Annotated in this window: 18 protein-coding genes; 4 read left to right on the top strand and 14 right to left on the bottom strand. The window is 59.9% G+C overall.

The annotated features are described in order from the left end of the window. The 3 genes from FTW19_RS06990 to FTW19_RS06980 are packed head-to-tail and all read right to left on the bottom strand — an operon-like array spanning position 1 to position 2852. Complete coding sequence (locus tag FTW19_RS06990) at positions 1 to 1188, bottom strand: B-box zinc finger protein (RefSeq protein ID WP_147646950.1); 1188 nt, start codon at positions 1186 to 1188, stop codon at positions 1 to 3. Then, complete coding sequence (locus tag FTW19_RS06985) at positions 1185 to 2084, bottom strand: anti-sigma factor family protein (RefSeq protein ID WP_147646949.1); 900 nt, start codon at positions 2082 to 2084, stop codon at positions 1185 to 1187. Before FTW19_RS06985 ends, FTW19_RS06990 begins: the two co-directional genes overlap by 4 nt. 9 nt (positions 2085 to 2093) lie before the next feature. Beyond that, positions 2094 to 2852 carry an RNA polymerase sigma factor gene (locus FTW19_RS06980; protein ID WP_246153622.1) on the bottom strand — a complete coding sequence of 253 codons (759 nt, stop codon included), beginning with the start codon at positions 2850 to 2852 and terminating at the stop codon, positions 2094 to 2096. Positions 2853 to 3022: 170 nt separating this feature from the next. Here FTW19_RS06980 and FTW19_RS06975 point away from each other — a divergent pair, with 170 nt between their 5' ends. Beyond that, positions 3023 to 4105, top strand: coding sequence for an SRPBCC family protein (locus tag FTW19_RS06975; protein WP_147646948.1), 1083 nt, complete (start codon positions 3023 to 3025; stop codon positions 4103 to 4105). A 197-nt stretch (positions 4106 to 4302) separates the two neighbouring features. On the opposite strand, the gene FTW19_RS06970 is transcribed toward FTW19_RS06975, so the two are convergent. The 8 genes from FTW19_RS06970 to FTW19_RS06935 form a co-directional block, all read right to left on the bottom strand. Continuing rightward, entirely contained in the window at positions 4303 to 4818 is a 516-nt protein-coding gene (locus FTW19_RS06970; protein ID WP_147646947.1) for a superoxide dismutase family protein, read from the bottom strand. A gap of 60 nt (positions 4819 to 4878) precedes the next feature. After that, positions 4879 to 5496 carry a thymidine kinase gene (locus FTW19_RS06965; protein ID WP_147646946.1) on the bottom strand — a complete coding sequence of 206 codons (618 nt, stop codon included), beginning with the start codon at positions 5494 to 5496 and terminating at the stop codon, positions 4879 to 4881. Positions 5497 to 5635: 139 nt separating this feature from the next. Continuing rightward, positions 5636 to 6409, bottom strand: coding sequence for an ATP-binding cassette domain-containing protein (locus FTW19_RS06960; protein ID WP_147646945.1), 774 nt, complete (start codon positions 6407 to 6409; stop codon positions 5636 to 5638). Between the two features lies 1 nt (position 6410). Then, a complete protein-coding gene (locus FTW19_RS06955) occupies positions 6411 to 8297 on the bottom strand; it encodes an amidase (RefSeq protein ID WP_222705540.1) in 1887 nt (628 codons plus the stop codon). A 150-nt stretch (positions 8298 to 8447) separates the two neighbouring features. Further along, entirely contained in the window at positions 8448 to 9092 is a 645-nt protein-coding gene (locus FTW19_RS06950) for a BON domain-containing protein (RefSeq protein ID WP_147646944.1), read from the bottom strand. A 139-nt stretch (positions 9093 to 9231) separates the two neighbouring features. Continuing rightward, complete coding sequence (gene sucD / locus FTW19_RS06945) at positions 9232 to 10107, bottom strand: succinate--CoA ligase subunit alpha (RefSeq protein WP_147646943.1); 876 nt, start codon at positions 10105 to 10107, stop codon at positions 9232 to 9234. Next, a complete protein-coding gene (gene sucC / locus FTW19_RS06940) occupies positions 10107 to 11285 on the bottom strand; it encodes an ADP-forming succinate--CoA ligase subunit beta (protein WP_147646942.1) in 1179 nt (392 codons plus the stop codon). Before sucC ends, sucD begins: the two co-directional genes overlap by 1 nt. Before the next feature lie 89 nt (positions 11286 to 11374). Then, a complete protein-coding gene (locus tag FTW19_RS06935; protein WP_147646941.1) occupies positions 11375 to 12070 on the bottom strand; it encodes a hypothetical protein in 696 nt (231 codons plus the stop codon). A 43-nt stretch (positions 12071 to 12113) separates the two neighbouring features. Here FTW19_RS06935 and trpD point away from each other — a divergent pair, with 43 nt between their 5' ends. Then, entirely contained in the window at positions 12114 to 13124 is a 1011-nt protein-coding gene (trpD, locus tag FTW19_RS06930; RefSeq protein WP_147646940.1) for an anthranilate phosphoribosyltransferase, read from the top strand. 75 nt (positions 13125 to 13199) lie between these two features. Further along, positions 13200 to 13535: a YbjQ family protein gene (locus FTW19_RS06925; protein ID WP_246153621.1), complete on the top strand. Its 336-nt coding sequence runs from the start codon at positions 13200 to 13202 to the stop codon at positions 13533 to 13535. 273 nt (positions 13536 to 13808) lie between these two features. On the opposite strand, the gene FTW19_RS06920 is transcribed toward FTW19_RS06925, so the two are convergent. The 3 genes from FTW19_RS06920 to FTW19_RS06910 form a co-directional block, all read right to left on the bottom strand. Beyond that, complete coding sequence (locus FTW19_RS06920; protein ID WP_147646939.1) at positions 13809 to 14867, bottom strand: alkene reductase; 1059 nt, start codon at positions 14865 to 14867, stop codon at positions 13809 to 13811. A gap of 46 nt (positions 14868 to 14913) precedes the next feature. Then, a complete protein-coding gene (locus tag FTW19_RS06915; protein WP_147646938.1) occupies positions 14914 to 15477 on the bottom strand; it encodes a TIGR00730 family Rossman fold protein in 564 nt (187 codons plus the stop codon). Between the two features lie 65 nt (positions 15478 to 15542). Continuing rightward, positions 15543 to 15896 (bottom strand): hypothetical protein, encoded by a 354-nt coding sequence (locus FTW19_RS06910; RefSeq protein WP_147646937.1) that lies wholly within the window; start codon positions 15894 to 15896, stop codon positions 15543 to 15545. A gap of 230 nt (positions 15897 to 16126) precedes the next feature. Here FTW19_RS06910 and FTW19_RS06905 point away from each other — a divergent pair, with 230 nt between their 5' ends. After that, positions 16127 to 18859, top strand: coding sequence for an ATP-dependent helicase (locus FTW19_RS06905; protein WP_147646936.1), 2733 nt, complete (start codon positions 16127 to 16129; stop codon positions 18857 to 18859). Positions 18860 to 18915 lie beyond the last annotated feature (56 nt).

Here is an 18915-nt window from a genome sequence, read left to right as displayed (position 1 = left end):
TTACCTGGCCTCTCCTTCGTGATCCACAGACTCCGTACCCGAAGAAGGCACGGTGGGGGTCCCGGCCGGAGCCGCGGCTGTCGTACCTGGGGCAGCAGGCTGCGTGTAGTACTGCGCCGCCGCAGCGTCAGAGTAGGCGGCACGCTCGGCAATCGCCAGCAGACCGACAACTATGAGGAAGATCGGCCAGCTATGTCCCCAGGTCAGCACGTGCACCTGGTTCAGGAAGAAGAGCACACCCACCAGGATGATCCATACTGAGCCGCGGAGCGCACGCAGCACCCGCAGGCGATATCCCAGACTGCCATCGTCACCCAGCGTCAAGCCGCTCTCCGTCATTTTGCGGAGGAAGATCCAGACACCGAACCCGATGATGAGGAACGGCCAGAGGTAGTTCATGCTCATCTCGCCGAGAATCCCGGAGCTGCCGATCAGGAAAATCACACCCAGGCCGATCAGCCAGATCGCTCCCGTAGGGAAACGGTTGACCGGGGCAGGCTGCCAGTTCGGGTCATACGCAGGAGTGGCGGGAGGCGCAGGAGGCACCGGGGGCACGCTGTAGCTCGCGGCGGGCGGGTAGGGGGAGCTACTCCAACCGGAGGGGGGCGGCGGCGGTGCTGCCGGTTCCACAGGAGGCGGCGGAGGAACCGGACCGGTAGGGCCGGTGGCATTGTTCGAAGGCCAGGCCTTTCCAAAGCCAAACTTCTCACCCACGTCGTTCAGACCGAAGGGATCGGGCAGCGGCGTGCCCTCGCGGCGGGCCTTCGCTGTCTGATAAGCATCGAAGACCATGTAGAAGATCCAACCTGCAACGAAGATTCCGAAGAAACCGCTGACGTGGTCACTCATCGAGGCGAGAACGGCAAAGATGGCGAGGTGAACGATGCCCTTGGCAAACTGACCGTTATACATGGCGCCAACGCCTGGAATCACACCCAGCAGCCCCGCAAGACCGGGATTCGGCCCGCTGGAAACCGGCGGAACGGCGGTGTAGGCCGTACCGCCTGAGACTGGCTGCCAGCCCGCACCCGCAGGTGGCGGGGGAACAGCACCGCTCAGCTTGGCCGCCAGGCAGGGCTCACAGAAGACAGCCGAGCCGACGGTACGTGTGCACTCCTGGCAGAGCGGTTTGCCGCAGTTCTGGCAAAACGCCACGTTTTCGCGATCGTTATGGTTGGCGCACATCATACCGTGCCTCTTTCCGTTTTACCGCCCGCGCGGACGGCGTTGGCTACTACACCATGGGAGTTGTACTGCAAAACTTTCGGATCGATCTGATTTGAGTCGATCAGGTTGAGCTCGACCTGAGCGGTCAGCACATAGCTCGGACGAATGTTTTCCTTCAGGCTCGATCCGTTGCGCGGCCGCTTCTCTTCGTTCTTCTGCTGCTGTTGATTCTGTTGCTGATTCTTCGGCTGGGCGTTGTTCTGGTTTTGGTTCTGGTTATTATTGCTTCCCGCCGGTGTATCGTCGTTGCGCCGCAACTCACCCAGGCGCGACTCCAGCTCATAGACCACTCGCAGGTTGTCGTAATAACGCACCACACGCGCGTTGGTTTGGTAGAGGGTCCGCTTCAGGCTGCTGGGCTTCAGATCACTTGCCTTGAGATCGGTAATGCGGATGCCGACCAGGTTCATCGTCAGGGCAATCGAGAAGAATGCCATCGCCGCCGTCATTGCCAGGCGCGGCTGCAGCAGCGAGTGTCCCAGATTCTTCAGGTTGAAAAAGGCGCGTACCCGGGTCGACCACCGTGCCGCGATCGGCGGCGCCATTACCGGCTCCACTGCGGCCACGTAAGCCGGCTGAGCCATCTGCGCACCCGAGGTCTGAGCCAGGATGCGAGCCATCAGGTCTGCCGTTGGCTGCGGACGATCGCTTTTGAGCATCTCCAGCCAGGCTGCACCCCGCTGGGCGTCTTCGTACGCCATCGCACAGTCTTCGCAACCCAGCAGATGAAGATCGAACCGAGCCCGCTGCTCTGGTGTAAGCAGGCCGTCGATTGCGTCCGTCAGCATAGCCTCACACTCGGCGCACCCCATCCCTCCGGCGCGGCTGCCCGGGTTCTGCGCTCCGAATTGGTTCATCTCCGCCACTTACACCACCTGCCTTTCGGTTTTTCCTAGAATTCTTGCCAACTCACCGCGTCCGCGGTTGATGCGGCTTTTGACGGTGCCCTCGGGCACCTTGAGTACCGCCGCAATCTCTTTGTAATCCATGTCTTCCAAATCGCGCAGAATAACTGCTTCGCGCAACTCTGGCGAGAGCTGTTTCAGCGCCGTCTGGATACGGGTCTTCAGCTCCAGACCGGCGACATGCTCATGCTGGGTCTTGCGTGTATCGGCCAGCCGATCGGCGAAGGTCGGTCCGTCGTCTTCCCCGTCAAAACTTGCATCCATCGAATCCGAGACCCGGTCCATACGCGTGCGGCGGAAGTGATCCACCAGCAGATTGCGCGCCAGCGTCGTAATCCAGGTCTGGAAGCTGCCCTTGAAGGCATCGAAACTGTCCAGGTTCCGGTATAGCTTCAGAAAAACGTCCTGCGTCAGATCTTCGGCGTCTGTAGGCGATCCCGTAAAGCGGTAGCAGATGGCGTAAATCCGCCGGTGTTGTGAGGCAACGAGCTGCTGCCAGGCATGGGAGTCCCCCGCCATGCACTGACGAACCAGCTTCTCCATCGCCTCCTGCTCGGGCGTGCGCTCCACAATACGTTCCTCAGCCTGCTTATCTGTCTGATCGAGTGTAACTTGCGGCACAGGCGCGGAGGGTGGAACCTGGCCCTTTCGAGGATCCGGTCCCAGCAGCATGGCCCGCTTTACCGGTATGACCGGCAAGCCGTGCGCGGGAATCGCCATGTGTAAAACGCCCATGTGTTTCTATACGAAAAACGTATCTGAGCAGTTCCCCGGGATGTCCTGGAAAATCTGACCCAAAAGAGGGACGCGCGTTGACAGTGGTCAGTTCGCCGGAGTCTGATGCTCCTGCAGCACAAACCCACTCATTTCCACCCGTTTCAAGGAGACCCATGTTCAAGGTCCATCTCTCCCTGTCTGCCTGTGCTCTGCTGGCCTGCTCGGCCATCGCCCTGGCCCAGGCGCCGGCGGCCGCCCCAGCCGCACGCCCGGCACCCCCGCCCCTGGAAAGCCCCAACCCGCACTACGTCTCGTTCGTTCTGACCCAGGATGTCAATGCGTCAGCCGACACGGTCTGGGCCCGGGTTGGCAAATACTGCGACATCGGTGAGTGGGGATTTCCCTGCACCATCCTCCAGGGACCAGGAAATGAGATTGGCTCCGTTCGGTCGATCCAGAACGAGGTGATGGTCGGCAAAACCAGGTACAGCTACACCTACGCCCAGGCTCCGCGACAGGGAGTGACCTACAACCTCTACCACGCCACGCTGGAGGTGGTTCCGGTCACGGCGAAGACCTCCCGGCTGGAATACAGCTTCCTCTACGACAACTCCATGCTCACGGACGATGCCGCTCGTAACACTGAGATTGCCACCCGGAAGATGCGCTTCACCGGCTTCCTGAAGAATATGAAGACGTTGTCCGAAGGCGGCAAACTGGAAAAGCCGACCGCGCCTCCTCCAGTGCTCTCGACGGCGCCCTGGCTGGTGGCTGAGCCGCACTACGTCACCATCCCCATGAGCATCGACGTCAACGCTCCGGCAGACAAAGTCTGGGCCCGCATCGGGAAGTACTGCGATATTGGCGAATGGGGCTTCCCCGGCTGCACCATCACCTCCGGCAAAGACGGAGAGCTGGGCGCCATTCGCACCATCGGCAACGAGGTGCTTGTCGGCAAGACAAAGTACAGCTACATCTACACGCAACCGAAACGAGCCGGCAGCAACTACATCATGTACCACGGCGACCTCGAAGCCGAGCCCCTGACCGCCACCACCACCCGCCTGAACTACACCCTGCTCTACGACAACTCCGCACTGCCGGACGACGCCGCAAAGCAGAAGGACATCGAAAACCGCCGCACACGGTTTACCCAGATGCTCGAAAACATGAAGCTGCTGGCCGAGGGCAAGCCGCTGCCGGAAGGTGCGGTACGCAGACCAACACCGCCGGCAGCTGCGACAACACCACGGTAAGAGGCAAGATCGTGTCCCTTTGTCATTTCGTAGCGCCAGCGGAGAAATCCGCTTTTCTACCCAGACTTCAATCCTGACGAAAGGAAAAGCAGATCCCTACGGGATGACAAACAGAAAGATTCCGTGGCCAGCAAAAGCAAAGGGGCTGGAGACAGAACGTCTCCAGCCCCTTTATTTTTCTGCCCGATACTGCCCTTCTACATCGCGGGCTTTTCAATCACACCGCAGGCCAGCCGGCTACCGGCGTTTCCAGCCGGGTCAGTCATCTGATCGTCGGCCTTCTCATGCACGACCACCGTGTGGCCGTAGATGGAGTTCGGCGCCGACGGGTCCAGCGACAGATAGTCCGCGTCGAAGGTCTTGTGGCCCATGCCCCCGGTCATCGTTACCGATTCGGGGAAGTCGCCATCGTGATGTCCCTCGGGGTTCTTGAAACCGTGGTGCTTGTTTTCAGGGTTGAAGTGACCGCCCGCGGACTGGAAGCTCGGAGCCTCACAGGTCGCCCCGGCGTGCACATGCACGGCATGCTCTCCGGCGGGCAGGTTCGCCAGCATAACCATGACCTTCACACCGCTTTTAGCCGGCGAGAAGGTGACGTAACCGGCGTCCTTGCCGTTCGCGTCCTTCAACATGACCTTGACGGGCTGGGGTGCGGCAGCAAAAACGGGAACGGCAACCAGAAGGGCAGCCGCAGCAACGGATGCAAGACGCATAGTGAATCTCCTTATATCCCGCAGGATACGTATAGGATGCGTCACCATGCAAAACGTGGCCTACCGGGCAACCGCAGGCAGCTCCATCTGCTCGCTGTGGTTCTCATCGATAAAGGGCTGGAAGTGCTCGCGGCAGCGCGCCTCATACAGCCCGGCGGCTCCCACCACTACCAGCTCCTGGCTCTGTCCCAGCCGCTGCGTGTGAATCGCCGGATTCCCGCAGACCATGCACACCGCCGACAGCTTCGTCACCTCGTCGGCAAGCGCCATCAGATTCGGCACCGGACCGAAGGGCTCATTGGCAAAGGTAGTATCCAGACCGCCCAAAATTACCCGCTTGCCCAGATGCACCAGCTCCATCACAAGCGGAATCACCGCCTCATCGAAGAACTGCACCTCATCGATACCGATGACATCGACCTCGTGAATGTGATCGTTCTCAAAGAGTGTCGCCTTCAGCCGCTCGGAGGTCGGCGTAACGACGGCGGCGTCATGTGTCTGCTCGGAGTGCGATGCGATCGCCGTGCGGTGATACCGCAAATCGATATCAGGCTTGAAGCAGGCAACTCGCTGTTTCGCAATCTTGGCGCGCTTCAAACGACGGATCAGTTCCTCGCTCTTTCCGGAGAACATAGGGCCGGTGATCACCTCCAGCCGGCCAACGTGGTGCTGGGTCATTCCGGAATGGTACTGCTGCAAAGGTTGTGCAAAACGGGGACCGATTCAGAGCTGATCTCTGTCTTTTTTGTTTTGTCATTTCGTAGCGGCAGCGGAGAAATCTGCTTCTCTACCGGCAAATTACGGGCAGGAGGCGAGATCACACAGGCAGCTCCGGCGTAGCAGCAATCAACTGCTGCGTATACGCCTCACGCGGGTGATCGCACACCTCCAGCGCCTCCCCAATCTCCACCAGTTTTCCGCGCTGCATCACCGCCACACGGTCGCACAGATACCGCACCAGCGGCATGGAATGCGAGATGAACAGATACGTCAGCCCATAGCTCCGCTGCAGCTCCCGCAGCAGGTTCACCACCTGCGCAGCCACCGACACATCCAGCGCACTCACAGGCTCATCCAGCACCAAAAACTCCGGCCTTAGCATCAATGCTCGGGCAATGTTTATGCGCTGCCGCTGTCCTCCGGAGAACTCATGCGGATAGCGGTCCAGTGCCGACGCATCAAGCCCAACCTCATGCAATAGCTGCCGTACCCTCTCCTCCGGCCGCATGCCTTCCGGCGCACCATGAATCGCACATGGTTCCAGCAGGATCTGCCGCACACGCATCCGCGGATTCAGCGCGGAGTAAGGATCCTGAAAGACCACCTGCATACGGCGCCGCAGAGCATGCATGCCCGCGCGTCCCGCCGCCAGCACGTCGACGCCATCCACGTGCACAGAGCCCGCCGTCGGCTCCACCAGCCGCAGCAGCATGCGGGCCACCGTGCTCTTACCCGAGCCCGATTCACCCACCAGCCCAAGGGTCTCGCCGCGCTCGATCGTCAACGAGACATCGTCCACAACACGCACCTTACCGGCGGCGTTCTTCGCCGGGTACTCCTTCACGAGGTTCTGAGCGATGACAAAAGACATATCAGGCAAGCTTTGGATGGAGTTTGTGGAAGCCGGTAGCCTCCTGGTACGCGCGAGCAAGTGCGGCCAGCCGTGCATCGGAGTAAAGCTGACCGAGAAACGTAATACTCGTCATCGTACCCGGACCGCCGTTATTCCCCGGGTCACCGTCTCCAGTCTTCCACGGCAGCGGCGCATCGTCACCACGCAGGCCATTGGGAACGATCACTGCCGGATGCCCCGTCAGATTGGTGGCACGAAGCTGTGCCCCGCCGGAGGGAGTCACAATCACATCCACCTTCGCAAAGAGCTCCGCCATCTGTTCGATGCCGAGAGTGCGTGCGCGCATCGCCTGCACATAATCCACCCCGGAGTAGAAACGCGCGATGCGGAAGGTGTTGGGCCAGTCGCCGGAGCTCTGCCCAGTCAGCAGACGATCGCGGCCGCTCAAGGTGAGCTCATCGAACGCGGCTGCCGCCTCGACCTCCAGAACCGGAGTAATCGCTCCCCAGGGAAGCTTCGGCAGCTCTACTGGGATCAAGGTCACGCCCATCTTCTTCAATGCATCCAGCGATACCCGGTCGTAATGGTTGTCATAAACAGACCGCTCATAGTTTCGCTTCGCCATCGCCACCCGCTCGGTGAACGCTGCATCCGCCTCGCCTTCTTTGCGCTTCGGTTCTTCGAACTTCGGCGTCTCAAACGCCGCCGACAACACACCAACACGGAGTTTCTTCCAGTCAAAGCGCGCATCCCAGGAGAAGGCTGCCTCTTTGACCATGCGGTCCTGTCCATCAGGGCCGTGAATGACGTCCATTACCAACGCGCAGTCCTCAACGCTACGGCAGATGGGACCGATCTTATCCATCGTCCAGCTCAGCGCCATCGCTCCCGTGCGCGGCACAAAACCAAACGTCGGACGCAGTCCCGTGACACCGCAGCGCGTTGCAGGCGACGAGATCGAGCCCAGTGTCTCTGTCCCGATAGCAAAGCCCACCAGGCCAGCGCTCACCGCCGAGCCTGAACCGGCAGACGATCCGCTTGAACCCTGCTTTGTATTCCAGGGATTCCGTGTACGCGCACCAAACCACAGATCGCCCTGCGCCAGGGCCCCCATACTCAGCTTGGCGAGCAGCACCGCTCCGGCTTTGTCGAGCCGTTCAACAACTGTCGCCGTGGTATCGAACTGCTGCTCTTCAAAACCGGCGGCGCCCCAGGTCGTGCGACAACCCTTTACGCTGAGCAGATCTTTCGCACCCCATGGAACACCATGCAGCGGTCCCAGATGTTTACCCGCCGCGATCTGCCGATCGGCCTCCGCCGCCTGCTGCAACGCACGTTCTTCAGTGAACGTAATAACGCAGTGCAGTTGTGAATCGAAGCGCTTGAGGCGTGACAGATACATCTTGGTCAGATCGACACTCGAAATCTTCCGGGTCCGCACCAGCTCGCCCAACTCGCGCGCTGTGGCAAAAGCCAGCTTCTCTTCATTACTCAGAGAGAGCCCGCTAACATCGGGCACAGTGGACAGCACTGCGGGCTTCTTCGCCGTCTCAAGCTTCATCCCCGAAGGCACGGGATCGAAAGAGAACGCCGGCGCGACGCGGTTTGGAAGATGCAGATCGCGAAGCTGGCGGATGGAATCACGCTGCTCGACGACACCATCGAGCAACTGCTTCTTCTGCTCCTCGGTGATCGTCAGCCCCGCCATGGCGGCAGCCTGGTCGATCATCTCCGGACTGATCTTCGCAAAGGTGGCCAGATCAGCACCAGGCCCTGCACCCTGCTGTGCCTGAGCGGCCAGCGTATACAGTGCACCAGGAAACAACGTGGCGCCCACACCAGCTTTGGCGCACACGCCAAGAAAGCGGCGGCGGGACTCGTCAGCTTGCATCATGTTTGCAAGCATAGAGCGTTTCCCTGTTGCTGGATATCCCGGAAGAGAGTGTAGCGGCGTTTTCATTGCGGAAAACGCCCATAGATAAGGAAACCCTACACGACACCCACAGGGAAAACGCTCTAGCGCGAAGCCGCCGCCCTACAGATTACCTGGTACTTGCTACTTCTCTTTCTTCTTCTGTGGCCCAGGCACAATCAGCTGGTTCTCGACACCAAAGACACCCGGCGTGGAGTTTGCCTGCATCTGCGCAATGATGGAATCGCTCTCGCTATTCACCACCCCGGCCAAAATCACGTTGCCGTTTTTCACGATGATGTGGATGGCGTGATAGCCGAGCGGCGGATCCCAGGTGATGCCGCCGGCAGCACGCGGAATCGAAGGCGTCAGCGCCGCGTTCGGAAAGTTCGACGTGTACTTGCGAAGCGCAGGCTGCCTGTAGATGTTGGTATAGACCGCCATACGGATACGATCGTCGTTGGGCGAATTCGGCAGAACCTCGATCTGATTATCGACCTCGGTCACGCCCTCGATCTTCTTCACCACGCGCGCCGCATCGTCCTTCAACGTGGGCCTGCTGGCATAGCCGCCCAGCGTCACCACACCGCCGCGCAGACCGAAGTGCAGGCTGTCGAAGACGCTGTAATTGGTCAATCGCAGAAGTTGCTTTTGCACCTCACTCGCAATCCGCGAAGCATCCTCGTTAGACCACTGCGACTTCTGTGCATCCGCCACAGCAGTTGCGGCAAAGGGCAGTACGAGGAGCAGGGGGAAGAAAAACCGGGCAATGCGGTTTGACGTTGTCATCTCGTTCTCTCCAAAGCGAAGTCGGTCCGTTAAGTAACCGTACCGACGGAAGTGTAGTCCAAAACGATGTTCCTGACATTGCACCGCGCAAAATGAAAAGGGCGGCCGAAGCCGCCCTTACCTGACTCTGTTACCGGAACTAAGCCTTACCCAGCACCTTGGCCATCATCTCGCCCATCTCTGCGGGCGACTGCACCACGTGGATGCCGGCCGCACGCATGGCTTCCATCTTGCTCTGCGCCGTTCCCTCGCCGCCGGAGATAATCGCACCGGCGTGGCCCATACGGCGTCCCGGAGGCGCCGTCTGACCGGCGATAAAGCCGACCACAGGCTTGGTGACATGTTCCTTGATGAAGGCTGCGGCTGCCTCTTCGGCCGATCCACCGATCTCGCCGATCATGATGATCGCCTCGGTCTCCGGATCGTCCTGCAGCAGCTTCAGCGCATCGATGTGCGTGGTTCCGATGATTGGGTCGCCGCCGATGCCGATGGCCGTTGACTGGCCGATGCCGCGGGTCGTGAGCTGGTAGACGGCCTCGTACGTCAGCGTGCCCGACTTCGAGACGATACCGACGCTGCCTTCCTTGTGAATGCGGCCGGGCATGATGCCGATCTTCGCCTTACCAGGCGAAATTACGCCGGGGCAGTTCGGTCCGATCAGGCGTGACTGCGAACCCTTCACAACCGGCCATGCCTTCGCCATATCCAGCGCGGGAATGCCTTCGGTGATGCAGATCACGAGCGGGAGTTTGGCGTCGACCGCTTCCAGGATGCCGTCAGCCGCGGCCGGCGGAGGAACGAAGATCACGCTGGCGTTAGCGCCGGTCTCGCGCACGGCCTCTTCCACCGTGTTGAAGACGGGCCAACCTTCATGAATGGTGCCACCCTTGCCCGGCGTAACACCGCCGACGACCTTGGTGCCGTACTCGGCGCAGGCCTTGGCGTGGAAGGTACCCTCGCGGCCGGTGATGCCCTGAACGATCAGTCGCGTGTTCTTATCGACCAGTACTGCCATTACGCCACCCCCTTGGCTGCCGCGACAGCCAGGTCGGCGGCTTCCTTCATCGTTGCGCCCACTTCGAACTTCAGGCCGCTCTCCTTCAGGATCTTGCGGCCCTCTTCCACGTTCGTACCTTCCAAACGAAGAATGATCGGAATGTTAACGCCCAGGTTCCTTGCAGCGGCCACAACAGCGGTCGCCAGCACATCCACGCGCAGAATGCCGCCGAAGATGTTGATGAAGATCGCCTTCACATTCGGGTCCTTTAACAGAATGCCGAAGGCCTGCTCAATCTGCTCCTGGCTGGCGCCGCCGCCCACATCCAGAAAGTTCGCAGGAGCTCCGCCGGCGTACTTAATGATGTCCATCGTCGCCATGGCGAGGCCGGCGCCATTCACCATGCAGGCGATATTGCCTTCCAGGCGGATGTAGTTCAGGTTGAACTTGCTGGCTTCAACCTCGAGCGGATCCTCTTCGGTGATGTCGCGCAGCTCCTTCAGGTCCTTGTGACGGAACATGCCGTTGTCATCGAAGTTGATCTTGCAATCGAGCGCGGCGAGCTTGTCGTCCTTCGTCGTAATGAAGGGATTGATCTCCAGCAGCGAGCAGTCCGTCTCCACGAAAGCCTTGTACAGACCCATCATGAACTGCACCGCCTGGCCAACCTGCGTTGGCTTCAGTCCCAACTTGAAGGCGAGCTTACGCGCCTGGTACGGCTGCAGGCCGATACCCGGATCGATGTACTCCTTGTAGATCGCGTCAGGATCCTTGGCGGCAACCTCTTCGATCTCCATGCCGCCGGCCTGTGAGGCCATAAACACCAGCTTGGCCGAAGCACGGTCGAGCACGATGCCGAGATACAGCTCGCGATCGATAGCCGAAGCCTCCTCGACCAGCAGGCGCTGCACCTTCTGGCCCTGCGGTCCGGTCTGATGCGTGACCAGCTGCATGCCGAGGATCGCCTTCGACGCGGCATTGGCATCGTCGATCGTTTTGGCAACCTTCACGCCGCCGCCCTTGCCACGGCCGCCGGCGTGAATCTGCGCCTTGACGACCACGGCGGGAGCGCCGTTGGAGAAGAGCTGCTTGGCGGCCTTGTCGGCCTCTTCCAGCGTGGTGGCCATCTCACCGGCAGGGACGGTGACGCCATACTTCCGCAGGATCTCTTTTGCCTGATACTCGTGAATTTTCATGGTTCCGGAGCTATCCGCAAATGATCGTAGTCGAGCCGCAGAACGAGGCGCAACCGGAGATCGCACTTTCGTGCGATGTTCGCACGACGTTACGGTGTCAAAAAGCCATCGGGCAGAGTTTTAACAATTCCGGAGAATCGCAGCGGCGCACAGACGTGGAGCGAGATGGGAACATGCTGCATCTGGCTGCCTGGACGCGTCAACCAACTGAACGTGTCCGGATCGGCACAGGGCGCGGAGGTAAGCGAACTGAAGCCGATAATCGCATAGACCACGGCATCAGGCTCGACGACAATCTCCTGTCCGATGCTGGAAGTGAAGTGGAATCCACCGCAGTTCTGACAGGTAGTGATCGGCACCGGCCGATACCGCGTGACCGTCTTCATTACCCATGTAGTTCCCTGTCGGACCCGCTCCTGGACGACGGAGCTGTTCTCGAGCTGCATCACCATTACGGATGAAAAGGAACAGGTCAGATTGCTGCCGTTATGGAAGCTGATGGGAATGCCGTGCTGGCCGTTGGAAGCGTTGTCCGTGCCGATCTTTACCTCGATCTGTTCCGGGTCACAGATCGGCGCCGCCGGGCGATTCTCCGGATGCGCCATAGGGTTGTCGTAATCGATAGAGTCGATTGGAACCGAATAATTGTCGTTCGTCGGGACGCTGCGGATTCGACTGTTGTCATCGCCAGCCTTCGCCGTCCGCTGCGGATCCTGCGCAGCCGCGGAGAGCGTCACGAACAATGCGATGAGTGCCATCCAGCGCATACGGCTATTAGATGACATTCCCGGTCGTTTCGCATCTAAATGCTACCCTCAAAAAACGGATATGGGTCTCTCACTCACTCTCAAGCGCATCGTCGAACAGAAAGCCGTGCTCACGCGTGAGGAGTCCCGTGCCCTGATGGCCGAGATTCTCGCCGGCGATTTCACCGAGATCACACTCGCCGGCCTGCTCACCGCACTGGCTACCCGCGGCGAAACCGCCGCCGAGATCGCAGGCTTTGCCGAAGCCATGCGTTTGGCCGCCCTGCAACTCCCTCTGAATGCAGCCGAACGCGAAATGCTGGTCGACACCTGCGGGAGCGGCGGGGACCTGAGCGGCACCTTCAATATCTCTACCGCCGCAGCCCTCGTCGCCACCGCCGCCGGTGCCCGCGTCGCCAAGCACGGCAACCGCTCGGTCACTTCCATGTGCGGCTCGGCTGACGTATTGGAGGCCCTGGGCATTCCCATCTCGCAGACCCCCGAGGCCGGCGCCGAGACCCTGCGCCGCAATAGCTTCCTCTTTCTGCATGCACCGGAGCTCCATCCCGGGATGAAAGCTGTTATGCCTGTACGCCGCGCTCTTGGCGTACGTACCGTCTTCAATATCCTTGGCCCGATGGCGAACCCCGCCGGAGCCCCATCCCAGGTGATGGGCGTCTATGCTCCGCACCTGGTGCCGGTCGTCGCCGAAGCCATGGCCATGCTCAACACGCGGCATGCGTTTATCGTGCATGGAAATGGCCTGGACGAGATCACACTCGATGGCGCAACGCAGATCGCTGAAGTGAAGGGACGCGTCGTCTCGCTGATGACCTTGAAGCCAGAAGACCTCGGTCTGAAGAGTGCCCCCATCTCAGAGATCCGTGGCGGCGATGCAGCGGAGAACGCAGCCATCCTCACCGGCATCTTCGCCGGCGAACAAGGCCCACGCCGGGATATCGTCGTGCTGAATGCTGCCGCCGTGCTGGTCGTTGCCGGCAAGGCAACCACGCTAAAAGAGGGCGTCGCGCTGGCACAATCAACCATCGACTGTGGCGCAGTCACCGCTCTGCTGGAGAAGCTCCGCAGCTAAACGCCGGCTATATTCCACCGAAATCTGGAACTCAGTAAACCTTCTCCTCGTACAATTCCCCGCAAGGAGAACTTCATGCCTATCGATCCGTCTATGGTCACCACCGCGTTTGAGTTGCCTGGTTATCGCATCGTTCGCAATGTAGGTGTCGTCCGCGGCATTCTGGTACGCTCGCGCTCGATCTTCGGCTCCATCGGCGCCGGTCTGCAGACATTGATCGGTGGCAACATCACCATCCTCAGTGATCTCTGCGAGAAGACCCGCAACGATGCCTTCCAGATGATGCTGCTGCACGCCGACCAGAGCGGAGCCAATGCCGTCATTGCGGCCAGATACGACGCTACCGAAATCATGCAGGGCGTCACTGAAGTGCTGGCCTACGGCACCGCCGTCGTCGTGGAAAAGATTTAGAACTTATCGGAAGCCCCTACGCTGGGTGCCCCATCCATCGCGTTATCACCCCGACGAACTTGTTCGTTGGGGTGATAACGCGATGGGGGGATATTCGAGCAAAGCTCGAATAGGCGGGAGCAGCGGGCTTCAGCCCGCTGATAAAGGCATAAAAGCAAATGGGCTTTAGCCCTGGGCCTTTCTGTTCAACACAACAAAAGCCCAGGGCTAAAGCCCAAACATCTCTATCCAATTCTGTCAGCGGGCTGAAGCCCGCTGCTCCCACCCGTAACCTCAATCCTCCGGCAGCGTGGGGTAATCCACATAGCCTTCCGGATTATGCGTATAGAACGTCTCCGGATTTGGCTGATTCAACGCCAGCCCCTCGGTAAACCGCCGTGGCAGATCAGGATTGGCGATAAACAACTTGCCAAACGCCACCGCATCAGCCCAGCCATTGTTCAACGCATCGCCGGCCTGCTCGAAGGTGAATGCTTCATTCGCCACATAGATGCCGCCAAACTTCTTCTTCAACTCCGGCCCCAGGCTGTCTTCCGCTACGCGCTCGCGGGCGCAGATGAAGGCGATCTTCCGCTTACCAAGCTCCGTCACCACATGCCCAAAGGTCGCCGCCGGATTTGAATCCTGAATGCCGTGAGCTCCCGGACGAGGAGCCAGATGCATACCGACCCGATCAGGCCCCCACACACTGATCGCGGCATCTGCACACTCCAGCATCAGCCGTGCGCGATTCTCCAGGCTGCCGCCGTACTCATCATCGCGATGATTAGCGCCGTCCTGCAGGAACTGGTCGAGCAGATATCCGTTCGCTCCATGCAGCTCCACACCATCGAAGCCGGCGCGCTGCGCGTTCTGCGCTCCGCGGCGGAACTGCTCGACAACCTCTTTGATCTCAGGAATCGTCAACGCTCGCGGCGTCTCAAACGAGACCTGCGGCCGCAGGACATTCACAGTTCCCTGCACGGCAATGGCACTCGGCGCTACCGGCAACTGACCATTGAGCAGCTTCGAATGCGAGATGCGGCCAACGTGCCAGATCTGCGCAAAGATGCGCCCGCCGGCCTCATGCACTGCCTGCGTAATCGGCTTCCACGCTTCAACCTGTTCGTCACTCCAAATTCCCGGCACCTGCGGATAGCCAACACCCAGAGGAGCCACCGGGGTCCCCTCGCTGATGATCAGCCCGGCGCTTGCCCGCTGGCGGTAATACTCCGCCTGAATCGGCGTGGGCACATGGTCCGGCGTGCCGCGCAGCCGCGTCAGCGGTGACATAAAGATACGGTTAGGAAGATCGAGGTCACCGACGCGGATGGGATCAAACAGAGTAGGCATACCTACGCTTGGATGGTTCGATGAACATGAAAGATTCAACAAGCCGCTATCCCAGGCAGAGCCGGATCGCCTCATCCACTGTATCGGCTACCAGCAACAGCTCTCGCCTCGGCTGTGTCAGCACACCCTCCGCAATACAGTGGTCCAGAAAGGCGAGCATGCCATCCCAGAACTTCGCCGTATTCAACAGCACGATCGGCTTGGAGTGAAGCTTCAGCGTCGACCAGGCCAGCACCTCGAACAGCTCCTCAAGCGTGCCGAAGCCTCCGGGCAGAATCAGAAATGCGTCTGCCTTCTCTCCCATCAGTGCCTTGCGATCATGCATGGTCTTCACGATATGAAGTTCAGTGATCTCGTGATGCGCTACTTCCATGTCGACCAGCACATGCGGAATCACACCAGTCACACGCCCACCTGCGCCAAGCGTCGCATCGGCCACCGCGCCCATCAGGCCGACACGGGCGCCACCATAAATTAGACCGATATTCTGCAGGGCGAGCTGTCTTCCAAGGTCCTCGGCGACAGCCCGATACTCAGGCCTGATTCCATTGGCAGAGGCGCAAAAGACACAGATATTGCGGGAAGGCGAGATGGCTGCCGGCGAAGACATACTCCATTAGAGTACGCCTTCACCGCCAGCCATCCGGTAGGGGAGCGGATTGAGAAATGTGAACCTTAGTTCAACGCCAGGGTAGCGTTGTTCATGTCCTTGGAGAGCTGCACCATCAGGGTGCCAGCGGCGACCTTGTCGGTGGCAGTGTTGCTGTAAACACGGGTACCGTCAGCGGCTTCGAGCTGCTTGCTGCTCTTTGCGGCGATCGTCACAACGTCATCGCCGATACGAAGCTCGCGTGCCTCATTGGAATCGTTACGAACGGTGAACTTGATGGTCTTGCCGGCTTTCTTCATGGAGGTCTGTGTATCCGGGGTGCCCTTCTTGAAGAACGATGCGGCGTGCGCGGTAGGGGCCAAAGTCATGGCGGTGAAGGCGATTGCGAAAGCGGCGCGCGTAACAGTCTGACGGTTCATGTGAGTTCTCTCCTTTACGGTGGCTGATCGAATCTCATCTGGCCTAGGTTCAGGTGATTTCGTCACGCAGGAGGCATTACGCGGCCTGTTCCCACTTTGTTCCACCTTTTTTCGAAATTAATTTCGAGTAATTTTCTGCACTTTGCCTGCTAACGTCCGCTCGTCACGGCTGTCTTATATGCTCTTGTGCGCTGCGGCGGTAAACTTGATGCAGGAGTAGTTTTCTCGTCTTGCAGCATCTTCTCGACAAGTTGAATCCGCAGCAAAGAGCCGGTGTAGAGACCGTCGATGGCCCTGTGTTGCTGCTTGCCGGCGCCGGTTCCGGTAAGACCCGCGTCATCACGCACCGCATCGCGTACCTGATTGATCAACGGGGTGTCTCTCCTGATTCCATCCTCGCCGTGACCTTTACCAACAAGGCCGCGAAGGAGATGGAAGAACGCGTCCTCGCACTTCTGGGCCACGGCTCGCTCTCCAAACCTTCGATCTCGACCTTTCACTCGTTCTGTGTGCGCACACTGCGCCGCGATATCGAAGCGCTGCGTGTGAACAACGTCGGTCTCACCAAAACATTCGCCATCTATGACGAGACCGATCAGCAGGCCGTCGTGAAGCAGGCGCTGAAGCGGCTGGGCATCGATGACAAGCAGTTGAAGCCGCGTGTTGCCCTTGGACGAATCTCATGGGCGAAGAATCACATGATCGATCCGCAGGAGTACTTCCTCAACTCCGCCAATCCCCTGGAAGAGCGGATCGCACACATCTTCAAGATCTATAAACAGGAGCTGGCCAAAGCGAACGCGCTGGACTTCGACGATCTTCTGCTCGAGACCGTGCGCCTGTTCAAGTCCTCCTCAGAAACACGCGAGCGCTACAACCGCCGCTATCGCTACATCCTCATCGACGAGTACCAGGACACCAACCGTCCGCAGTACGAGCTGATGAAGATGCTCGCCGGCGATCATCACAACGTCTGCGTCGTCGGCGATGAAGATCAGTCCATCTATAGCTGGCGCGGTGCCGATATTCGCAACATCCTCGAGTTCGAAAAAGACTTTCCCGAGGTACAGACCATCCGTCTGGAACAGAACTACCGTTCCACCCAGGTCATTCTTGAAGCCGCAGGCGCCGTCGTCTCGAACAACACGCAGCGCAAGGGCAAGAACCTCTTCACCACGCGCGATGGCGGATCACTGATCGGCTACTACGAAGCTCCTGACGGGGAAAACGAAGCTCTCTTCATCGCCGATCGTCTCAAAAGCTATCTAAGGAAGGCTTCAGAAGCTGACGGCGAGGCGCGCTGCGCTATCCTCTACCGCACCAATTCGCAGTCACGTCTGGTGGAAGAAGCGCTGCGCCGTTACCAGATTAAGTACACGATGGTCGGCGGCTTCTCGTTCTACGAACGCTCCGAGATCAAAGACATGATCAGCTACCTGAAGCTGGTCCAGAATCCGCATGATTCCGTCGGCCTGGCACGCGTCATCAACGCGCCTGCACGGGGCATCGGCAAGACTACGATGGAGACGCTCGAGCGCCTGGCACTCGAGACCGGCATGTCCACATGGGATGCCATTGGCCAGGCCATCAAACAACGCCTGCTGCCGCAACGCGCCCTAACCGCGCTCGAAGGCTTCAAACGGCTGATCGAAGATGCGCGCGCCATGCTTGGTCCTGACTTTGCAGAGAAGCTCGCCGAAGATACGGCCGCCGCAACAGACGAAGATGTATCGTTTTCGTTCGCCGAAGCAGAAGCAGAGGTTGAAAACGAAGAGGCCGACACCTCCTTCGACACCAGCTTCAATTTCAACTTCAACTTCGACTTCGGCCCGACGGAGGAACAATCTTCCATCGCCCCGGAAAACGCACACGGTACCGAGGATGTCTCCTTCAATCCCTTCGCTCCGGTATTGGAGAAGCCCACTCCTGCGTCCAAAGCCGATGCTTCCAAGGAAGATGCCTCGACGGAAAAGCTTGAGACCAGCATCCGCGTCGACGGCTTCCGCGCGCCCGGAGATCCGGCGACACTTCCCGAGCTGATCAAGTTCCTCAACGACCGCTCCGGCTACATCCGTGCCCTTGAAGACGAAGGCACGCCCGAAGCCTTCTCCCGCATTGAAAACCTGAAGGAACTGGCCAATGCCGCCCAGGACGCCCAGGAACGCGGCGAGACCCTGGCCGACTTCCTCGACCACGCCGCCCTGGTCTCCGACGTCGACCAGTACCAGGCCGATGCCAAAGTCACGCTGATGACCCTGCATGCGGCCAAAGGCCTCGAATTTCCGCTGGTCTTTCTCTGCGGCATGGAAGAGGGACTCTTTCCGCACTCGCGTGTCCTGCAGGATCCCACTGGGCTCGAAGAAGAGCGCCGCCTCTGCTACGTGGGCATCACCCGCGCCATGGACACGCTGATCATCACCCGGGCACGCTACCGCCGCCGCTACGGCAATGACATGCCAGAGGCGAGCATGCCCTCGCGCTTCCTGGAGGAGATCCCCTCCCGGCTGATGGAGGACCTCGGCAGCCCGCGTCCCACCCCGTCCTGGTCGAGCGGCGAGAGCCGCTACGGTGGCGGACGCTATGGCCAGCAGCGGCGCGATCCCTATGAGGAGGGCGAACGCCACTACTCCTACGAGGACGAAGACCAGTCCGGCAGCCGCGGACGTCCACAGCAACGCTATGGCAGCGGCAGCGGGGGCGGCCGTTCCGGCTCCTCGATGGACAACATCGCCAGCTTCTTCTCCCAGCGCGGCCAGAAGGTCTCCCGCCCGAAGATGGACCTCCCTGAGCCTACCGGCAAGACCGGCATGGCCCGCGGAACCCGGGTCCGGCACCCCAAATACGGGGAAGGAATCCTGGTTCGGCGTGAAGGCGAGGGGGATGACGCCAAAATTACGGTAGAATTTCAGAAGCACGGCGTTAAGAAGCTGGTGGAGAAGTTTGCCCAGCTCGAACGCATCTAGGCCGCATCCAAGGGATTCCGCATCCAGGCGACCTGGGCGTGCAACGTTTTCAGAGA

This window comes from Terriglobus albidus (assembly GCF_008000815.1).
Lineage (GTDB): Bacteria > Acidobacteriota > Terriglobia > Terriglobales > Acidobacteriaceae > Terriglobus > Terriglobus albidus_A.
This window is presented reverse-complemented; position numbering and strand designations above follow the sequence as displayed.

Coding starts and splice junctions, on each gene's coding strand:
- FTW19_RS06990 (WP_147646950.1), bottom strand. CDS start 1,188: ATGATGTGCGCCAACCATAACGATCGCGAAAACGTGGCGTTTTGCCAG.
- FTW19_RS06985 (WP_147646949.1), bottom strand. CDS start 2,084: ATGAACCAATTCGGAGCGCAGAACCCGGGCAGCCGCGCCGGAGGGATG.
- FTW19_RS06980 (WP_246153622.1), bottom strand. CDS start 2,852: ATGGCGATTCCCGCGCACGGCTTGCCGGTCATACCGGTAAAGCGGGCC.
- FTW19_RS06975 (WP_147646948.1), top strand. CDS start 3,023: ATGTTCAAGGTCCATCTCTCCCTGTCTGCCTGTGCTCTGCTGGCCTGC.
- FTW19_RS06970 (WP_147646947.1), bottom strand. CDS start 4,818: ATGCGTCTTGCATCCGTTGCTGCGGCTGCCCTTCTGGTTGCCGTTCCC.
- FTW19_RS06965 (WP_147646946.1), bottom strand. CDS start 5,496: ATGACCCAGCACCACGTTGGCCGGCTGGAGGTGATCACCGGCCCTATG.
- FTW19_RS06960 (WP_147646945.1), bottom strand. CDS start 6,409: ATGTCTTTTGTCATCGCTCAGAACCTCGTGAAGGAGTACCCGGCGAAG.
- FTW19_RS06955 (WP_222705540.1), bottom strand. CDS start 8,297: ATGCTTGCAAACATGATGCAAGCTGACGAGTCCCGCCGCCGCTTTCTT.
- FTW19_RS06950 (WP_147646944.1), bottom strand. CDS start 9,092: ATGACAACGTCAAACCGCATTGCCCGGTTTTTCTTCCCCCTGCTCCTC.
- sucD (WP_147646943.1), bottom strand. CDS start 10,107: ATGGCAGTACTGGTCGATAAGAACACGCGACTGATCGTTCAGGGCATC.
- sucC (WP_147646942.1), bottom strand. CDS start 11,285: ATGAAAATTCACGAGTATCAGGCAAAAGAGATCCTGCGGAAGTATGGC.
- FTW19_RS06935 (WP_147646941.1), bottom strand. CDS start 12,070: ATGTCATCTAATAGCCGTATGCGCTGGATGGCACTCATCGCATTGTTC.
- trpD (WP_147646940.1), top strand. CDS start 12,114: ATGGGTCTCTCACTCACTCTCAAGCGCATCGTCGAACAGAAAGCCGTG.
- FTW19_RS06925 (WP_246153621.1), top strand. CDS start 13,200: ATGCCTATCGATCCGTCTATGGTCACCACCGCGTTTGAGTTGCCTGGT.
- FTW19_RS06920 (WP_147646939.1), bottom strand. CDS start 14,867: ATGCCTACTCTGTTTGATCCCATCCGCGTCGGTGACCTCGATCTTCCT.
- FTW19_RS06915 (WP_147646938.1), bottom strand. CDS start 15,477: ATGTCTTCGCCGGCAGCCATCTCGCCTTCCCGCAATATCTGTGTCTTT.
- FTW19_RS06910 (WP_147646937.1), bottom strand. CDS start 15,896: ATGAACCGTCAGACTGTTACGCGCGCCGCTTTCGCAATCGCCTTCACC.